Origin of the sequence: Stappia sp. WLB 29 (assembly GCF_023507705.1) — a bacterium.
In the GTDB taxonomy this organism is placed as follows: domain Bacteria; phylum Pseudomonadota; class Alphaproteobacteria; order Rhizobiales; family Stappiaceae; genus Stappia.
The window spans coordinates 79,112-94,825 of sequence record NZ_JALBGD010000003.1 but is presented as its reverse complement, the minus strand read 5'-3'; the positions used below and the strand labels follow the sequence as shown (position 1 = coordinate 94,825).

Annotated in this window: 15 protein-coding genes; 3 read left to right on the top strand and 12 right to left on the bottom strand. The window is 68.4% G+C overall.

What is annotated here, in order from left to right:
- Positions 1 to 29: 29 nt before the first annotated feature.
- From hisF to hisB, 5 genes are all read right to left on the bottom strand, one after another.
- A complete protein-coding gene (gene hisF, locus MNI96_RS06725; protein WP_249691520.1) occupies positions 30 to 809 on the bottom strand; it encodes an imidazole glycerol phosphate synthase subunit HisF in 780 nt (259 codons plus the stop codon).
- A gap of 99 nt (positions 810 to 908) precedes the next feature.
- Positions 909 to 1,640 (bottom strand): 1-(5-phosphoribosyl)-5-[(5-phosphoribosylamino)methylideneamino]imidazole-4-carboxamide isomerase, encoded by a 732-nt coding sequence (gene hisA / locus MNI96_RS06720; RefSeq protein WP_249691518.1) that lies wholly within the window; start codon positions 1,638 to 1,640, stop codon positions 909 to 911.
- Between the two features lie 31 nt (positions 1,641 to 1,671).
- Positions 1,672 to 2,322 carry an imidazole glycerol phosphate synthase subunit HisH gene (hisH, locus tag MNI96_RS06715; protein WP_249691516.1) on the bottom strand — a complete coding sequence of 217 codons (651 nt, stop codon included), beginning with the start codon at positions 2,320 to 2,322 and terminating at the stop codon, positions 1,672 to 1,674.
- A 64-nt stretch (positions 2,323 to 2,386) separates the two neighbouring features.
- Positions 2,387 to 2,911 (bottom strand): DUF2628 domain-containing protein, encoded by a 525-nt coding sequence (locus MNI96_RS06710; RefSeq protein ID WP_249691514.1) that lies wholly within the window; start codon positions 2,909 to 2,911, stop codon positions 2,387 to 2,389.
- 21 nt (positions 2,912 to 2,932) lie between these two features.
- The gene (gene hisB / locus MNI96_RS06705; RefSeq protein ID WP_249691512.1) at positions 2,933 to 3,526 is read right to left on the bottom strand and encodes an imidazoleglycerol-phosphate dehydratase HisB; all 594 of its coding nucleotides are present in this window, start codon (positions 3,524 to 3,526) and stop codon (positions 2,933 to 2,935) included.
- A 164-nt stretch (positions 3,527 to 3,690) separates the two neighbouring features.
- Between hisB and pyrF the strand changes: the two genes are divergently transcribed.
- On the top strand, positions 3,691 to 4,440 hold the full coding sequence (gene pyrF, locus MNI96_RS06700) for an orotidine-5'-phosphate decarboxylase (RefSeq protein WP_249691510.1): 750 nt from the start codon (positions 3,691 to 3,693) through the stop codon (positions 4,438 to 4,440).
- A gap of 47 nt (positions 4,441 to 4,487) precedes the next feature.
- Here the strand turns inward: pyrF and MNI96_RS06695 are convergent, their stop codons facing one another.
- The 3 genes from MNI96_RS06695 to MNI96_RS06685 all read right to left on the bottom strand — a co-directional run bounded on the left by MNI96_RS06695 (position 4,488) and on the right by MNI96_RS06685 (position 8,276).
- Positions 4,488 to 5,678: a pyridoxal-phosphate-dependent aminotransferase family protein gene (locus tag MNI96_RS06695; RefSeq protein WP_249691508.1), complete on the bottom strand. Its 1,191-nt coding sequence runs from the start codon at positions 5,676 to 5,678 to the stop codon at positions 4,488 to 4,490.
- A 113-nt stretch (positions 5,679 to 5,791) separates the two neighbouring features.
- Positions 5,792 to 6,973: an NAD(P)/FAD-dependent oxidoreductase gene (locus tag MNI96_RS06690; RefSeq protein ID WP_249691506.1), complete on the bottom strand. Its 1,182-nt coding sequence runs from the start codon at positions 6,971 to 6,973 to the stop codon at positions 5,792 to 5,794.
- Positions 6,974 to 7,055: 82 nt separating this feature from the next.
- On the bottom strand, positions 7,056 to 8,276 hold the full coding sequence (locus MNI96_RS06685; protein WP_249691504.1) for an acyl-CoA dehydrogenase: 1,221 nt from the start codon (positions 8,274 to 8,276) through the stop codon (positions 7,056 to 7,058).
- A 188-nt stretch (positions 8,277 to 8,464) separates the two neighbouring features.
- On the opposite strand from MNI96_RS06685, the gene MNI96_RS06680 reads away from it, so the two are divergent.
- Complete coding sequence (locus MNI96_RS06680) at positions 8,465 to 9,388, top strand: LysR substrate-binding domain-containing protein (RefSeq protein WP_249691503.1); 924 nt, start codon at positions 8,465 to 8,467, stop codon at positions 9,386 to 9,388.
- A 257-nt stretch (positions 9,389 to 9,645) separates the two neighbouring features.
- Here the strand turns inward: MNI96_RS06680 and MNI96_RS06675 are convergent, their stop codons facing one another.
- Positions 9,646 to 10,014: a septal ring lytic transglycosylase RlpA family protein gene (locus MNI96_RS06675; RefSeq protein ID WP_502960315.1), complete on the bottom strand. Its 369-nt coding sequence runs from the start codon at positions 10,012 to 10,014 to the stop codon at positions 9,646 to 9,648.
- Positions 10,015 to 10,198: 184 nt separating this feature from the next.
- On the opposite strand from MNI96_RS06675, the gene MNI96_RS06670 reads away from it, so the two are divergent.
- Positions 10,199 to 12,259 carry a putative bifunctional diguanylate cyclase/phosphodiesterase gene (locus MNI96_RS06670; protein ID WP_249691501.1) on the top strand — a complete coding sequence of 687 codons (2,061 nt, stop codon included), beginning with the start codon at positions 10,199 to 10,201 and terminating at the stop codon, positions 12,257 to 12,259.
- 7 nt (positions 12,260 to 12,266) lie between these two features.
- Here the strand turns inward: MNI96_RS06670 and MNI96_RS06665 are convergent, their stop codons facing one another.
- From MNI96_RS06665 to MNI96_RS06655, 3 genes are all read right to left on the bottom strand, one after another.
- Positions 12,267 to 13,349, bottom strand: a complete 1,083-nt coding sequence (locus MNI96_RS06665) for a hypothetical protein (protein WP_249691500.1) — start codon at positions 13,347 to 13,349, stop codon at positions 12,267 to 12,269.
- Between the two features lie 9 nt (positions 13,350 to 13,358).
- The gene (locus MNI96_RS06660; RefSeq protein ID WP_249691499.1) at positions 13,359 to 15,143 is read right to left on the bottom strand and encodes a SulP family inorganic anion transporter; all 1,785 of its coding nucleotides are present in this window, start codon (positions 15,141 to 15,143) and stop codon (positions 13,359 to 13,361) included.
- A 128-nt stretch (positions 15,144 to 15,271) separates the two neighbouring features.
- On the bottom strand, positions 15,272 to 15,712 hold the full coding sequence (locus MNI96_RS06655) for a protein tyrosine phosphatase family protein (RefSeq protein WP_158194329.1): 441 nt from the start codon (positions 15,710 to 15,712) through the stop codon (positions 15,272 to 15,274).
- Between the last annotated feature and the right edge of the window lie 2 nt (positions 15,713 to 15,714).

Below are 15,714 nucleotides of genomic sequence, written 5' to 3'. Positions count from 1 at the left end.
CGTGCGGGCCGGTGCGGCGGGCCAGGGTATCAGGCTGCGTCGAGCCGTATGGGAATGCCGGCCCGGGCCATGTGGTCCTTGGCCTCGCGGATCGTGTGGGTTCCGAAATGGAAGATCGAGGCGGCGAGCACCGCCGTCGCATGTCCGTCGCGCACGCCCTCGACCAGATGGTCGAGCGTGCCGACGCCGCCCGAGGCGATCACCGGCACCGGCACCGCATCGGCGATGGCGCGGGTCAGCGCCAGGTTGAAGCCCGTCCGGGTGCCGTCGCGGTCCATCGAGGTGACCAGCAGCTCGCCGGCGCCCAGCTCCACGGCCTTGCGGGCGAACTCGACGGCGTCGATGCCGGTCGCCTCGCGCCCGCCATGAGTGAAGATCTCGAAGCGTTCCGCTTCGCCCGGCGCGTTGACCTGCTTGGCGTCGATGGAAACGACGATGCACTGGGCGCCGAATTTTTCGGCAGCCTCGCGGATGAAATCGGGGTTCTTCACCGCCGCGGTGTTGATCGACACCTTGTCGGCACCGGCCACCAGCAGCTTGCGGATGTCCTCGACCCGGCGCACGCCGCCGCCGACGGTCAGCGGCATGAAACAGGCCTCGGCCGTCCGCCGGACCACGTCGAAGATCGTGTCGCGGTTCTCGTGGCTTGCGGTGATGTCGAGGAAGCAGAGCTCGTCCGCGCCGGCCGCATCATAGGCCTTCGCGGCCTCCACCGGATCGCCGGCATCGACCAGATTGACGAAGTTCACGCCCTTGACGACGCGGCCGTCCTTAACGTCCAGACAGGGAATGACACGTGCTTTCAGCATGTTAGGCGATTACCCGACGTATTTCGCGGTCGCAGCATACAGCCCCTGCCCCGTGCTGCAAAGCCGGGAAAGATCGCAAGGGCTGCGGCGATCAGCAGCTTACCCATCGGCAAGGACCTTCAGGGCCTCGGCCGTATCGAGCCGGCCGTCGTAGAGCGCCCTGCCCGAGATCGCGCCTTCCAGCACGGCGCAGTCCGGCGCGGCGAGGCGCTTCACGTCCTCGATGGAGGCAAGGCCGCCCGAGGCGATCACCGGGATCGAGGTGGCGCCGGCCAGTTCCAGCGTGCCGTCCCAGTTGATGCCGGCGAGCACGCCGTCGCGGTCGATGTCGGTATAGATGATCGCGGCAACGCCGGCGTCCTCGAAGCGGCGGGCGAGCTCGATGGCCGACAGCTCCGACGTCTCTGCCCAGCCCTCGACCGCCACCTTGCCGCCGCGCGCGTCGATGCCGACGGCAACCCGGCCCGGAAAGGCCTTGCAGGCAGCCTTGACGAGATCGGGATCGCGCACCGCCACCGTGCCGAGGATCACCCGGGCGATGCCCTTGGCGAGCCAGGCCTCCACATGGGCAAGGGTGCGGATGCCGCCGCCCAGCTGCACCGGATTGGTCGTCGCCTCCAGGATCGCGTCGACCGCCGCGCCGTTGCGGCTCTCGCCGGCGAAGGCGCCGTCGAGGTCGACCACATGCAGGTAGCTGAAGCCCTGCGTCTGGAAGCTGAGGGCCTGGGCGGCCGGATCGTCGTTGAAGACGGTGGCCTGCGCCATGTCGCCGAGCTTCAGGCGGACGCACTGGCCGCCCTTCAGGTCGATGGCGGGAAACAGGATGGGCATGGATGGTGTTCCGTGTCGTGGTGGCCGCCGCTTACGGCGCCCACTCGATGAAATTGGCGATCAGCGCAAGGCCGAGCCGCTGGCTCTTTTCCGGGTGGAACTGGGTGCCCACCATCGTGTCGCGTCCGACGATCGCGGTGATCGGCCCGCCGTAATCGGCCGTGGCGATGACATGCGCCGGGTCCGCTGCCTGCAAGTGGAAGGAGTGGACGAAATAGGCGTGCAGGCCCTTTTCGCCCGTCTCGATTCCGGCGAGCAGCGGATGCTCGGCGAGCTTGCGGACCGTGTTCCAGCCCATATGCGGGATCTTCAGCTCCGGATCGTCCGGCGTGATCGCGGTGACGTCGCCGGGAATCCAGCCGAAGCCCTCGGTCGTCTCGAACTCCAGGCCGCGGCTCGCCATCAGCTGCATGCCGACGCAAATGCCGAGGAACGGGCGCCCCTTTGCTTCCACCGCCTCGATGAGGGCGGCTTCCATGCCGTCGATCGCGCGGATGCCGCGCCGGCAATCGGCGAAGGCGCCGACGCCCGGCAGCACGATCCGGTCGGCGCGTGCGACCAGGTCCGGATCGGCGGTCACCCGAATGGTCGCACCGCTGCCATGGGCATGCGCTGCCCGCTCGAAGGCCTTCTCGGCCGAGCGCAGGTTGCCGGAGCCGTAGTCGATGATGGCGATCAGCATGGGGTCGTTCCGTCAGGCAGAAATGCGGGAAAGTCGAAAGATGCGGCGCCGCGGCGGCGATGGGTCAGCCCCGATGCGGGGCAACGCTGAGGCCGACCACCCGCTCGGCGCCGATTCGCGGTACGGGATAGCCGGGCCGATGCGGCGGGGGGGCGTCCGGCCGGGGCGTGCTGCCGCCGGTCTGCATGTCCTGCGCGTGTCGCTGATGGGCGGCGAGCCGCGCGAAGAAGCGGCGCTCCGCCTCCTCGCGGCCCTGCGCCTCGACGACGGCGACGAAGCGCCAGCCGCGCCGCTCCAGCGTCCAGCGCCACAAGCCGTGCGCCTCGAAGGCGAAGAGGATCGACAGCGCCGCAGTGGCGATGCCGGGCATCGGTCCGCCGATGAAGCGCGAAGCGAGTTCCAGGGCAAGGCCGGCCACCAGATAGACGAGCAGCACCAGCCACAGCCGCTTCACCAGCAGCCAGGGGAGGGTGAAGAGCAGCGCCAGCCAGCTGAAGCCGTCGCGGATGAAGACCGTGCGCTGCGCCTCCGCCTCGCCCATCGTCTCGGGCGAGGAACCGGGCGGGATCAGCACCATGTAGATCGCCATCTCTTCCTCCGTCCGGCGGCCTCAGCCGCCGAGCTGGCCCTTGGTCGAGGGCACGCGGCCGGCCTGCCGCGGATCCGGTTCGATCGCCTTGCGCAGCGACCGTGCCACCGCCTTGAAGCAGGTCTCGGCGATGTGGTGGCAGTTGCTGCCCGTCAGGTTGGCGACATGCAGCGTGATGCCGGCGTTCATCGCGAAGGCGCGGAAGAACTCCTCGAAAAGCTCCGTGTCGAAGTCGCCGACCTTGTCGCGCGGAAAGGCGACGTCCCACACCAGGAACGGACGGCCCGACACGTCGAGGGCGCAGCGCGTCAGCGCCTCGTCCATGGCCAGGTGGCAGTCGGCATAGCGGGTAATGCCGGTCATGTCGCCGAGCGACTGGCGCAGCGCCTGTCCGAGCGCGATGCCGACGTCCTCTGCCGTGTGATGGAAGTCGATATGGGTGTCGCCGCTGGCACGGATCGTCATGTCGATCAAGGAATGCCGGGACAGCTGTTCCAGCATGTGGTCGAGAAAGCCGACGCCGGTCTGCACCGAATAGGTGCCGGTCCCGTCGAGGACGATCTCGACGTCGATGTCGGTTTCCTTCGTCTTGCGCGAGATCTTCGCGGTGCGCATGGGCGACCCTGTCCTTCTGTCGCCGGCCTGCTGCCGGCTGCGAAGCCTTTTAACAGGACGCTTGCCGCAATGAAATACCTGCGGACGGTGCCGCGATCTGGTCAAGATCGCCCTGCACGGGTAAGACGGAAATTCGACACTTGCAACGTTCCGGAGACCTGCCGATGCAAAGCGCTGCCCTTCCGCTGGACGAGGACCCGTCCCCTTTCGCGCCGGCGAGCGCCCGCGACCGCCTGATCGTCGGCCTTGACGTGCCGACGGTGGAGGAGGCCCGCGCCATCGTGCGCGAGACCGCGGGTGCCGTCGGCACCTACAAGATCGGCATGCAGCTGCAGTTCGCCGGCGGCCTGGAACTGGCGGCGGAGCTGGCCAGCGAAGGCCACAGCATCTTTCTCGACGTCAAGCTCCTCGACATCGACAACACGGTGATGAAGGCGGTGGAGAACATCGCCCGTATGGGCATGCGCTTCGTCACCATCCATGCCTATCCCAAGGCGATGCGCGCGGCCGTGGCCGGGCTTGCCGCGGCCGGGGGCGACGTCTGCCTGCTCGGCGTCACCGTGTTGACCTCGATGGACGAGGACGACCTGCACGATGCCGGCTATGCCGGCGGCGTGGAGGACCTGGTGATCGCGCGGGCTGCCGATGCGCGCGCCGCCAATATGGGCGGCATCGTCTGCTCGCCGCTGGAGGTCGCTTCGCTGCGCCCGGTCGTCGGCCCCCGCCTCGTCACCGTCACCCCAGGCATCCGTCCGGCAGGATCCGAGGCCGGCGACCAGAAGCGCATCATGACCCCGGCTGATGCGATCTCGGCCGGCGCCGATTATCTGGTGGTCGCGCGGCCCGTGATCATGGCCGCAAACCGCCGCGCCGCGGCGGAGGCCATCGTCGAGGAAATCGACCGCGCGCTCTAGTGTGGTGAATTTGAAATACGCCTCACTGGTGTCAGGTCGGATCCGCTTCAGCGGGGCTCTTTGAGCCCTGCTGCCAGGCATTCGATGGCCACCTGTACGCCGCCTGCACCATGCGGCACACCGAGCACCTTCAGCGCCAGCTCCAGCGCCCCGAGCGTGCCCAGCACCGTCGGGGCGTTGACATGGCCCATATGGCCGATGCGGATGCCCTTGCCGGCGATCTCGCCGATCGTGCCGCCGATGGTGACGTTGCAGGTCTCCTGGCACCAGCGTCGCAGCACGGCCGGGTCGAAGCCCGGTGTCAGCACCACGGTGACGGAGTTGGACCGCTGGGCGTCCTCCAGGATGTTCAGCTCCATCGCGCCGCCCTCCGCCCATTTGGCGACGCAGGCGCGCACGGCGGCGGCCAGCAGCGCATGGCGGCGATGGGCAGCGTCCAGCCCCTCGCCCAGCAGCAGGTCGAGCGCCTGGCGGAAGGCGAAGAGCAGGTGCTCCGGCGGCGTGCCGCAATATTTCTGATAGTGCTCGCTGCCCTGCCGGAACGTCCAGTCCCAGTAGAAGGTCTTCAGGTCCGCCGTCTGGTGGGCGGCGAGCGCTTTGGCGTTCGCGCCGACGAAGGCGAGACCCGGCGGGGTCATCAGCCCCTTCTGCGCGCCGGTGACGGTCACGTCGACGCCCCACGCGTCCATCTTGTAGGGCACGCAGCCGAGCGAGGCGATCGTGTCGACCATGAACAGCGCCGGATGGCCGGCCGCGTCGATGGCCTTGCGCAGGGCGGCGATGTCGTTGAGCACACCCGAGGCCGTGTCCACCTGCACCACCAGCACCGCCTTGATCTCATGCGCGGTGTCCGTCGCAAGGCGTGCCCTCACCGCGGCCGGATCGACGGCGCGGCGCCAGTCGCCGGGCAGTACCTCGACCTCGAGACCGGTCATCGTCGCCATCTCGCCCCAGCCGCGGGCGAAGCGGCCGGAATCCAGCACCAGCACCCGGTCGCCGCGCGACAGCGTGTTGGTCAGCGCCGCTTCCCAGGCGCCATGTCCGTTGGCGGCGTAGAGGAACGCCTTGCCCGTGGTGCCGAAGACCTTCGGCAGGTCGGCGAGCAGGCTGTCCGTCAGCCCGACCAGTGAGCCGGTATAGATGTCGATTGCCGGGCGGTGCATGGCCCTGAGCACTTCGTCCGGCACGGTGGTCGGTCCGGGGATCATCAGGAATTCGCGGCCGCTGGCGAGCGTCATGGCAGGCTCCGGAGAGGTTGCGCGGCAAGGCGGCCCGGAATGAGGGCGGGTCCGCCGCGCGGGCGGGTGGGATCGGTCCTCGTCCGGCCGCCCGGCAGGCGGCGCAACGAAGATCAGACCACGTTCTTTTCCAACACCGGGCGCCCTTGTGCAATCCGCTCGTGCGACAGAGCACCGAGATCGAGGCTGCGCCAGGCGCCGTGGACGATGAGTTCGGCGAGGCCGCGGCCGACCGCCGGCGACTGCTGCAGCCCGTGGCCGGAAAAGCCTGTGGCAAGATAAAGGCCCGGGTGGCCCTCGACCGTGCCGAGAATGGCGTTGTGGTCGAACAGATTCATGTCGTAGTGGCCGGCCCAGGCCTGGCCCGGCCGGATCGCCTCGAAGGCGGGCACGCGCGCGGCGAGCACCGGCCACAGGTACTCGTCGAAGAAATCGTGCTCCACGTCGAAGTCGCGAGTGTCGGGATCGCGCTCCTGCGGCGGCGCGGAGCCGCACAGGAAGCCTGTGCCTTCGGGGCGCACATAGGTGCCGGTCGGATCGATCAGCAGCGGGCAGCCGGCAACGGGCTCGCGGCAGTCGAAGGTGAAGATCATCCGCTTGCGGCTTTCCACCGGCAGGTCGACGCCGAGCTGGCGGGCGAGCCGCGCTGCCCCTTCCGCGCCGGCGGCATTGACCAGCTTTCCGGCCGAGATCGTGCTGCCGTCCGACAGCTGCAGGCGGAACCCCTCACCCTCGCGGGCGGCCTCCAGAACCTCGGCCGCCAGATAGGGCACGCCGAGTGCGCGTGCCTTCTTGCGGAAGGCCTGCATCAGGCCGTAGCCGTCGAACCAGCCCTCGCCGGTGCGCCCCCAGCAGCCGGCGGCGATGTTCTCGACATTGAGCCAGGGGAAGCGGGCGAGAAGCTCGTTCGGCTCCAGGAAGGCGATATCCGCGCCCATGCGGGTCTGCAGGGCGTGGTTTTCCTCCAGGATGTGCCGCTTGTCGGCGGTCGCCAGGAACAGGTAGCCGCCTTCGTGCAGGTCGATGACGGGCCGTTCGTCGCCGACGGCCAGCCGCATGCCGATCTCGCGCAGGAACTCGATTCCGTAAAGCGAGATGGCGATATTGGTCGGCTCGGAGAACTGCTGGCGGATCGAGGCGGCCGACAGCGCCGAGGCGCAGGTCCGGTAGGACGGGTCCTTCTCGATGACGACGACCCGGCCGGAGAAGGCCGGGTCCATGGCAAGGTGGCAGGCGATGGACGATCCCATCACAGCACCGCCGACGATTGCGACGTCGAAAGTCTCAGCGCTCACGTCGAGGCCCGTCCTGTGGCAAGCGGTTGGCTCGGAAAAAAAAGCGGACAGGGGCCACCGGCCCCCGCCCCCGATGGGCTGATCAGAAGAACGCCTGCAGGCCGGTCTGGGCGCGGCCGAGGATCAGCGCATGGACGTCGTGCGTGCCCTCGTAGGTGTTCACCGTCTCCAGGTTCTGGGCGTGCCGCATGACGTGGTACTCCTCCTGGATGCCGTTGCCGCCGTGCATGTCGCGGGCCTGGCGGGCGATGTCCAGCGCCTTGCCGCAATTGTTGCGCTTGACGATGGAGATCATCTCCGGCGCCACGCGGCCCTCGTCGAACAGGCGGCCGACGCGCAAGGAGGCCTGCAGGCCGAGCGCGATCTCGGTCTGCATGTCGGCGAGCTTCTTCTGGAACAGCTGGGTCTGGGCCAGCGGCTTGTTGAACTGCTTACGCTCCAGGCCGTAGTTGCGGGCCCGGTGCCAGCAGTCCTCTGCCGCACCCAGTGCGCCCCAGGAAATGCCGTAGCGGGCGCGGTTGAGGCAGCCGAACGGGCCCTTCAGGCCGGCGACGTTCGGCAGCAGCGCGTCCTCGCCGACTTCGACATTGTCCATGACGATCTCGCCGGTAACCGAGGCGCGCAAAGACAGCTTGCCGCCGATCTTCGGCGCGGAAAGTCCCTTCATCCCCTTGTCCAGGACGAAACCGCGGATCGCCCCGTCATGGGCGTCGGACTTCGCCCAGACGACGAAGACATCGGCGATCGGGGCGTTGGAGATCCACATCTTGGAGCCCTTGAGCCGGTAGCCGCCGTCGATCTTCTCGGCGCGGGTGCGCATGCCGGCCGGATCGGAGCCGGCATCGGGCTCGGTCAGGCCGAAGCAGCCGACGAACTCGCCGCTGGCGAGCTTCGGCAGATACTTCTTGCGCTGCTCCTCGCTGCCATAGGCATAGATCGGATACATCACCAGCGAGGACTGCACCGAGTTCATCGAGCGGTAACCGGAATCGACCCGCTCGATCTCGCGGGCGACGAGGCCGTAGGCGACGTAGGAGGCGTTGGCGCAGCCGTACTCTTCCGGCAGGGTGATGCCGAGCAGGCCGAGTTCGCCCATCTCGTTGAAGATCTCGCGGTCGGTCTTCTCCTGGGCATAGGCTTCCAGCACGCGCGGCATCAGCTTGTCCTGGGCGTAGGCGCGGGCGGTCTCCATGATCAGGATCTCGTCCTCGTTCAGCTGGTCGCGCAGCAGGAACGGGTCTTCCCAGGCGAAGCGACCGCCGCCGGTCGGGTCGGACTTGTGAACGGATGCGTGTGCGGTCATGGGTCTTGTCTCCTCCGGTCCGCCCGCGGTCCGTGCCGCCGGCAGAATGCGTCCTGTCGTCGGGGGGCGGCCGATCTGTGGTGGCCGGACCCGAGAAAGGGGTGAACGTTCGGGCGCGAGTGTCCGGTCTGTCGCTGCCGGCGAAAAGTGATATGTTGTCCCAAGTTCATGAGCGAATGGAATAGAGTTTGAAACGCGGCTTCGTTCCCCACGCCGACAGCCTGATCGCCTTCGAGTGCGCGGCACGGCATGGCAGCTTCACCCGCGCGGCGGAGGAGTTGCATCTCACCCAGGGCGCGGTCTCCAAGCAGGTGCGCCACCTGGAGACCCGGCTGGGGGTCGAGCTGTTCAAGCGGGTGCGCCAGCGCATCGTGCTGACCGATGCCGGCCGGCTCTACCTGCATGACGTTCGCGGCGCACTGGAGAGCCTGACTGCCGCCACACGGCAGGTGATGTCCTTCGCCGGCAACGAGGACGTGCTCAATCTCGCAACCCTGCCTTCCTTCGGCACGCGCTGGCTGGCGCCGCGCCTTTCCGGTTTCATCGCCGCTCACCCGACCGCCAGCCTCAACGTGACGGTGCGGCTGCGTCCTTTCGACTTCGCCAAGGAGCCGTTCGACGTCGCGATCCATTATGGCGATCCCGTCTGGGCCGGGGCGGTCGCCGAACCGCTCTTTCGCGAGGATGTGATCGCGGTCGCCTCGCCGGCGTTCCAAGCCCGGCATCGCATCCGCCGGCCGCAGGATCTTGCCCCGCTCCTGCGCCTGCACCAGTCGACGCGCCCGCTCGCCTGGCGGCAGTGGTTCGAATGCGCCGGGGTGGAGACGGAGCTCGCCTTCCAGGGGCCGAGGTTCGAACAGTTCGTGATGATGGCGGAGGCCGCCGCCAACGACCTCGGCGCGGCGCTGGTGCCGCGCTTCTTCGTCGCCGAGGAACTGGCGTCCGGACGGCTGGTCCAGTTGTTCGACACGGTGCTGCGGCTCCCTTCCGCCTATCACCTCGTCTACCCGGAAGACCGCTCGTTGCGGCCCGTTGCGGCCCGCTTCCGCGACTGGCTGATGGGCGAGGTTGCGGCCGCCGGCGGCGGCGACAGGGCGGTGCTGCCGGGTTGACGCGATCATGGATCGTGAACGCAGCCGCCCCTGTCGACTTCCGCAACGGTCCCGGCCGCTGTGACAAGTTGCACGGATGCGAGGCAAAAATACGGATTTGCAACGCCCGCGAATCCTGTTGGTATCGGGTTGTCTTCGTCAAGGAGATGCGGCGGTCCTGGCCGTGAGGTTTCCCCCTCCCTCCTCACGGTCAGGACCAATTTTCCTGCCGCTTCGGACCTCTTTTGCCTCGCTTTGCCGGAGTGTTCCGCGCGGCCTCAGTCGCAGGATGCCTCTGCCCTCCCGGCGACCGTTACCCGCACCCTGGTCACCCCCTTGTTGATGAACTTCAGCTCGCGCGCCGCGCGCCGCGAGACGTCGATCACCCGGCCGCGCACGAAGGGGCCGCGGTCCACGATGGTCAGTGTTACCTTGCGGCCGTTCGACAGGTTCTCCACCTGCACCTTGGCGCCGAAGGGCAGCTTGCGATGCGCCGCCGTCAGAGCTTCGGGGTTGGCGCGCGTGCCGCTGGCGGTGCGTCCGGTGAGCTCGTACCATGAGGCGCGGCCGCATTCGGCCAGCGCAGGCAAGGCGCCGAGACCGGCGCAGGCGAGCGCGATCAGCACGTGAATCCGGAGCTTGCGAATCATCTACGACGGTCCATATTTCTGCCTTGAAGTTTCTACGAGGGCCCGGTGTTCGAGCAATTCGTTGGCGAGTATGTTCGGCAATGGCCATTTTTCGTGACTTTGTTATGGCGAGCATCGAGAATTGGTCGCATTGCCGCTACGGATTCTGCGATGGCGGGACGGCGGTGCGGGGGCGGACCGGATGACGGCAGGCGATGCGGCACGACCGGAAGTGGCTTGGCCTGTTGAGGGACTGCATGCCGCTATCATCGCTGCATCCCAGGATCCCATCTATTTCTGCACCCCCGATTACATCATCCGCGAGGCCAACGACCCTTACGTGATCATCGGTGGTCTGACCCGTGAGCAGGCTATCGGGCGTACCGTGCAGGAGGTTGCCGGCGCCGGCGCTTTTCCCCGCCGCGCGCCGTATCTCGAGATGGCGCTGTCCGGGCGCGTTGCCGTGTTGCAGGACTGGGTCAACGTACCCGGCCAGGGTCGCCGCTTCTTCGACGTACGCTATCAGCCGGTGCACGACGCGGATGGCCGCCTGCTCGGCGTCGCCGCCTACGGGCGGGACATCACCGACCTGAAGAAGGCGGAGGAAGTGTTGCGCCTCTACGAGAGCGCCGTCACCCAGATGTCGGATCGCCTGTCCATCGTCGACCGCGACTATCGCTACATCCTGACCAACGACAGCAATGCCCGTTGGCACGGCTGCACAGCGGACAGTTTTCGCGGCCGCTCGCTCGTCGAGATCGTGGGTGCGGAGCGCTTCGCCACCGAGATCCGCCCTTGGCTCGACCGCTGCCTTGCCGGCGAGACGGTGGAATACGACTTTCGCGACACGGCGCCGGACGGTACCCCCGTCGTGATGGATGCCCGCCTGCAGCCATTCCGCAATGGCGACGGCGAGATCGAGGCGGCTGTCGTCACCCTGCGCGACGTCACCGAGACCCGCCGTCTCTCGGAGCGGCTGGAGCGCCTGGCCTTGCAGGACGACCTTACCGGCATCGCCAACCGCCGGGCCTTCGAGACCGGGCTGGAGCGGCGCGTCTCCGCTTTTCGGAAGGACGGCAGCGCCGGGTTCAGCGTCGTCTTCATCGATCTCGACGGCTTCAAGCTGGTCAACGACACCGCCGGCCACGGCGCCGGCGATCGTTTTCTTCAGGACATCGCCCGCCTCTTGCGGCAATCGACGGGGGAGGATGTCGAGGTGGCGCGCATCGGCGGCGACGAGTTCGGCCTGATCATCGACAGCACCCTGCCCCTGGCGGCGCATGCGATCTGCAATCGCCTCCTGTCCGCCTTCGAGGGCTATCACCTCGTCTGGGAGGACCTGACCTTCCGCAGCAGCGCCAGCATCGGCATCGCCTCCGTGGCGACGGAGGACGACGAGGCGGCCCGGCAGGCGCTGACGGTCGGCCGGGTGCTGCAATGGGCGGATTTCGCCTGCATGCAGGCCAAGGCCGCAGGCGGCCATCGTATCGTCTCCTATGACGGGACGGGAAAGGCCGGCGACGACCGCAAGGCCGAGATCCATCATCTGCTTGCCGTCGAACGGGCAATCGCCGGTGGCGGTTTCCTGCTGCACGCCATGACGATCGTCGACCTCGCCAGCGGCGCGCCGGTGATGCAGGAGGTGCTGCCGCGTGTCACCGCCGGCGATGGCGAACTGCACGGTCCTTCGATGATCCGCTCGACTGCCGAGCGTCACGGCTTGATGCGGTCGGTCGACCGTCTGGTGGTCGATGCCGTGCTCTCGCGCCTCGAGACGGGCGGGAGCGACGGGCTGCCGGTTGCCGTCGACCTGTCGGCGGAAACCCTGCACAGCCCGGTCTTTGCGCGTCAGCTCGCCGGCCGGCTGGAACGCTCGCCCGAGTTGGCGCGGTCCCTGGTCCTCGAGGTCTCGGAAACCGCCCTTTCGCGGCTGAAGCCCGAGGCGTGGAACCTGATGGCCGACCTGCGCACCCTCGGTTGCCGCATCGCGCTCGATCATTTCGGCCGGGGCATGGCGGGCTTCACCCAGCTGCGCGCCAATGCCTTCGACCTCATCAAGATCGACCGGCTGCTGACGGCGGGGCTTGCCGGCGATCCGGTCAAGCGCGCTGCGGTCTCCGGCGTCGTCGGCCTTGCCGAGGCGCTGGGCCTGCCGACGGTCGCCGAATACGTCACCGAGCCGCTGCACCTCGATATTCTCAAGGGGCTCGGCGTCACCTATGCGCAGGGCCACGCCGTGTCGCGGCCGCAAGCCTGGTGCTGATCCGGCATCACGCCGGTCCGCCTTCCTCGAAGCTCTCGCCCGGAAACCGCGCCTGCGCCTCGGCCAGCAGCCCCGCGCGAGCCGTGCCTTCGACGGCCGAAAGCCGCGCCCGCCACACCGCCTTGCGCCAGCGTTTCGGCAAGGTCCCTGCCCCCGGCATCGCGTCGATCCGCTCCTGCACCCCGGCGAGCCATCCGGCCGCCTCCGCGCGTCGTTCGACGCGCACCAGCGACTGTCCGACCGCAAGCCCGTAGCCCGGATTGATGCGCGCGTAAGGGTCGGCAAGCGCGGCTGCCACGGCCTCCGCTACGGCCTTGCCCGTTCCGCGGCCCTCTTCCACAGCCTCCGTCACCGTTTCGGCAAAGCCTGCGAAACGGGCGAGATCGGCCGTTGCGTCGCCCGCGATCAGGCCGCGCTCGGCGCAAAGCCCGCCGAGATCGCGGGTAAATCCGGCGATCAGCTTGCGGGCGATGTTCAGCGTGTAGAGATGGTCGTGGCTGGCATGGGACGAGGCGAGGCGGAGAACCTTGACCCGTTCCGGCAGATCAAGGCCGCTCAGCTTCACCGCGCCGGCGGTATCCGTCGCATCGAGAATGCCGAAGACCAGCGTCAGGTCCGGGCCTTCCGAGACGCGTTGCAACTGCAGGGCCATGTCGGGCGCAACCGCCATCGCCGGGCTCCGCACCGCGCCGCTCTGGCTACCCGGTCGTCCGAGCACCAGTTCCGGGCCGAAGGCGAAGGCCCGTCCGTCGCCGCGCCGCAGCGCTGTCGCGAGCGCGCCATAGGCGCCCTTGGAAGCGCCGTAATGGACGAACCGCGCCGCCTTGGAGGCTTTCGCCGCTGCATCGATGGCGCGGTCGATGGCCGCCTCGCAGCCGAGGTACCAGACCGGGTCGGGGCAGTTGAGGAACAGGCAGGCATGGCGGGTGTTCGCGAACAGCCGCTCCAGCCCGAAGCGGCCCGGCGGCACGCGCACCTGCGAGAATACCACGGCAAGGCAATCGCTTCCTCCGGCAGGGGCCGCGTTGTAGCGCCAGACCAGGCCGCTTTCCGGGTCGCGTCCCTCCACTGGCTGCCTGCCCTCGTCCATCGCCTCGCCTCAGATTTCCGGGCCGATCCAGAAATCGGCCTTGGTCGCCCTGCGCGGCTTTCGCGCCTCGGCGATATGCGCGGTGCGCGGATCGAGCGCGGCGAAGGCCTCGTACTGGGTCAGGAACACCTTGCCGTTGAGGTGGGTGAGGAAGTCCGTCCGCTGCAACCGGTCCATCACCGGCCCCTTCACTTCCGACAGGTGGAAGCCGACCTCGGCGTCGGCCAGCCGGCGGTTGATCTCTTCCAGGCTCTCCAGAGCCGAGGCGTCGATCTCGTTGACCGCGGTGCACATCAGCACGACATGCCGCAGCTTCGGGCGTTCGGCGACCAGCTCGGTCAGCCGGTCTTCCAGGAAGCGGCTGTTGGCGAAGAACAGACTCTCGTCGACCCGCAGGGTGAGCACGGTCTCGCCGGTGATCACCTTGTGCCGGTTGATGTTGCGGAAATGCTCGGTCCCCGGGACGATGCCGACGATGGCCATGTGCGGCCGGGTGCTGCGATAAAGATGCAGCGCCAGCGACACGCCGACGCCGACGGTGACGCCGGTCTCCACGCCGAGGACGAGCGTTGCCAGGATTGTTGCCGCCATCGCCGCGAAGTCGCTGTGCGAATAGGCCCAGACTCGGCGGAGCGCCTTCAGGTCGACCAGCGACAGCACGGCGACGATGATCGTGGCGGCCAGCGTCGCCTGCGGCAGTTCGGAAATCAGCGGCGTCAGGAACAGCGTGGCCAGTGCGATGCCGATGGCGGTGAAGGCGCCGGCCGCCGGCGTCGCCGCGCCCGCGTCGAAATTCACCACAGAGCGCGCGAAGCCGCCGGTCACCGGATAGCCGCCGGAAATGCCCGAGGCGATGTTGGCCGCGCCGAGCCCGATCAGCTCCTGGTCCGGGACGATGCGCTGGCGCTTCTTCGCCGCCAGCGTCTGCGCAACGGAGACCGATTCCACGAAGCCGATCACCGAGATCAGCAAGGCAGGCACCACCAGCTGGCTCCACAGCTGCGGGTCGAGCGGCGGCAGCGAGGGCGCCGGCAGGCCGGAGGGAATGTGGCCGACCAATTTCACGCCCTTGTCGCCGAGGGAAAAGACATGGGCTGCCAGCGTCGTTGCGGCCACCGCCGCCACCGGGCCGGACTTGGCGATGATGTCGGCAAGCCGCGGCCGCAGGCCCGCCCGCACCAGCGCCGGCTTCAGCCCGCTGCGCACCCAGAACAGGAATAGCGTCACCGGCACGCCGATCGCCAGCGCATAGGGGTTGGCATTGCCGAGATTGGCGGCGAGCCCGCCGACGATCTCCACCATCGTGCTCCCCGAGCCGCCGATGCCCAAAATGTGCTTCAGCTGCCCGGCGGCGATGATCAGCCCGCTCGCGGTGATGAAGCCGGAAATCACCGGATGGCTCAGCAGGTTGGCGAGAAAGCCGAGGCGAAACAGGCCCATGGCGACCAGCATCGCTCCGGACAGCAGTGCCAGAACGATCGCCGCGCCGAGATATTCGGGCGTGCCCTGCGCCGCGATCTCGCCCACCGCCGAGGCGGTCATCAGCGATACGACGGCCACCGGTCCGACCGCCAGCGCTCGGCTGGTGCCGAACAGCGCATAGGCGACGAGCGGCAGGATCGACGCGTAGAGGCCCACTTCCGGCGGCAGACCGGCCAGCAGCGCATAGGCGAGCGACTGTGGGATCAGCATGATCGTCACGATCAGTGCGGCGATCATGTCGTCGGTCGCCGTGTCGCGGCTATAGGCGCGTCCCCAGTCGAGGATCGGCAGGTAGGAGGCAAGGCGTGTCATGTCGAAGCCGGAACCGCGTGTCGCAAAAGGAAAGCGCGCCGCCCGCTGGCGGGCGGCGCAACCGAGAGACCCCGCTGGATAGGGGGCGGAAGGCGTGCATCCGGCTGGCCTTGCGGCCGGCCGACATTTCAGCCGGGAAGGCCGTGATCGGCGATCTGGCGCAGCGCCGGGGCAAGGCCGGACAGGTCGTAGCCGGCGTCCGCCGCCATGCGCACCAGTTCGGCCGGGTCGCGGTCGCCCGCCTGGGAGAGAGCCCACAGATTGATCGAGCGCGTGCCGGTGCGGCAGAAGGCGAAGACCGGACCGCCGGCCGTCTCCAGCGCCTCATGGAAGCCGCGGATCGTGTCGGGCGTGATGCCTTCGCGGCCCGTCACCGGCAGGGCGGTATAGGCAAGGCCGGCCTCGGCGGCGGCGCGGGCGATCTCCGCGCCGGCCGGCTGGTCGGGAGCCTCGCCGTCGGGGCGGTTGTTGACGATCGCGACAAAGCCCGCGTCGCGGATCGCCGCGACATCCTCCGGCTGGATCTGGAACGAAACGGTGAGGGTGTCGTCGACCCGGGCGCTCTGCATTC

Bases quoted from the DNA above. Each gene is read 5' to 3' on its own strand.
- hisF (WP_249691520.1), bottom strand. From the start codon at position 809: ATGCTGAAAGCACGTGTCATTCCCTGTCTGGACGTTAAGGACGGCCGC.
- hisA (WP_249691518.1), bottom strand. From the start codon at position 1,640: ATGCCCATCCTGTTTCCCGCCATCGACCTGAAGGGCGGCCAGTGCGTC.
- hisH (WP_249691516.1), bottom strand. From the start codon at position 2,322: ATGCTGATCGCCATCATCGACTACGGCTCCGGCAACCTGCGCTCGGCC.
- MNI96_RS06710 (WP_249691514.1), bottom strand. From the start codon at position 2,911: ATGGCGATCTACATGGTGCTGATCCCGCCCGGTTCCTCGCCCGAGACG.
- hisB (WP_249691512.1), bottom strand. From the start codon at position 3,526: ATGCGCACCGCGAAGATCTCGCGCAAGACGAAGGAAACCGACATCGAC.
- pyrF (WP_249691510.1), top strand. From the start codon at position 3,691: ATGCAAAGCGCTGCCCTTCCGCTGGACGAGGACCCGTCCCCTTTCGCG.
- MNI96_RS06695 (WP_249691508.1), bottom strand. From the start codon at position 5,678: ATGACGCTCGCCAGCGGCCGCGAATTCCTGATGATCCCCGGACCGACC.
- MNI96_RS06685 (WP_249691504.1), bottom strand. From the start codon at position 8,276: ATGACCGCACACGCATCCGTTCACAAGTCCGACCCGACCGGCGGCGGT.
- MNI96_RS06670 (WP_249691501.1), top strand. From the start codon at position 10,199: ATGACGGCAGGCGATGCGGCACGACCGGAAGTGGCTTGGCCTGTTGAG.
- MNI96_RS06665 (WP_249691500.1), bottom strand. From the start codon at position 13,349: ATGGACGAGGGCAGGCAGCCAGTGGAGGGACGCGACCCGGAAAGCGGC.
- MNI96_RS06660 (WP_249691499.1), bottom strand. From the start codon at position 15,143: ATGACACGCCTTGCCTCCTACCTGCCGATCCTCGACTGGGGACGCGCC.
- MNI96_RS06655 (WP_158194329.1), bottom strand. From the start codon at position 15,712: ATGCAGAGCGCCCGGGTCGACGACACCCTCACCGTTTCGTTCCAGATC.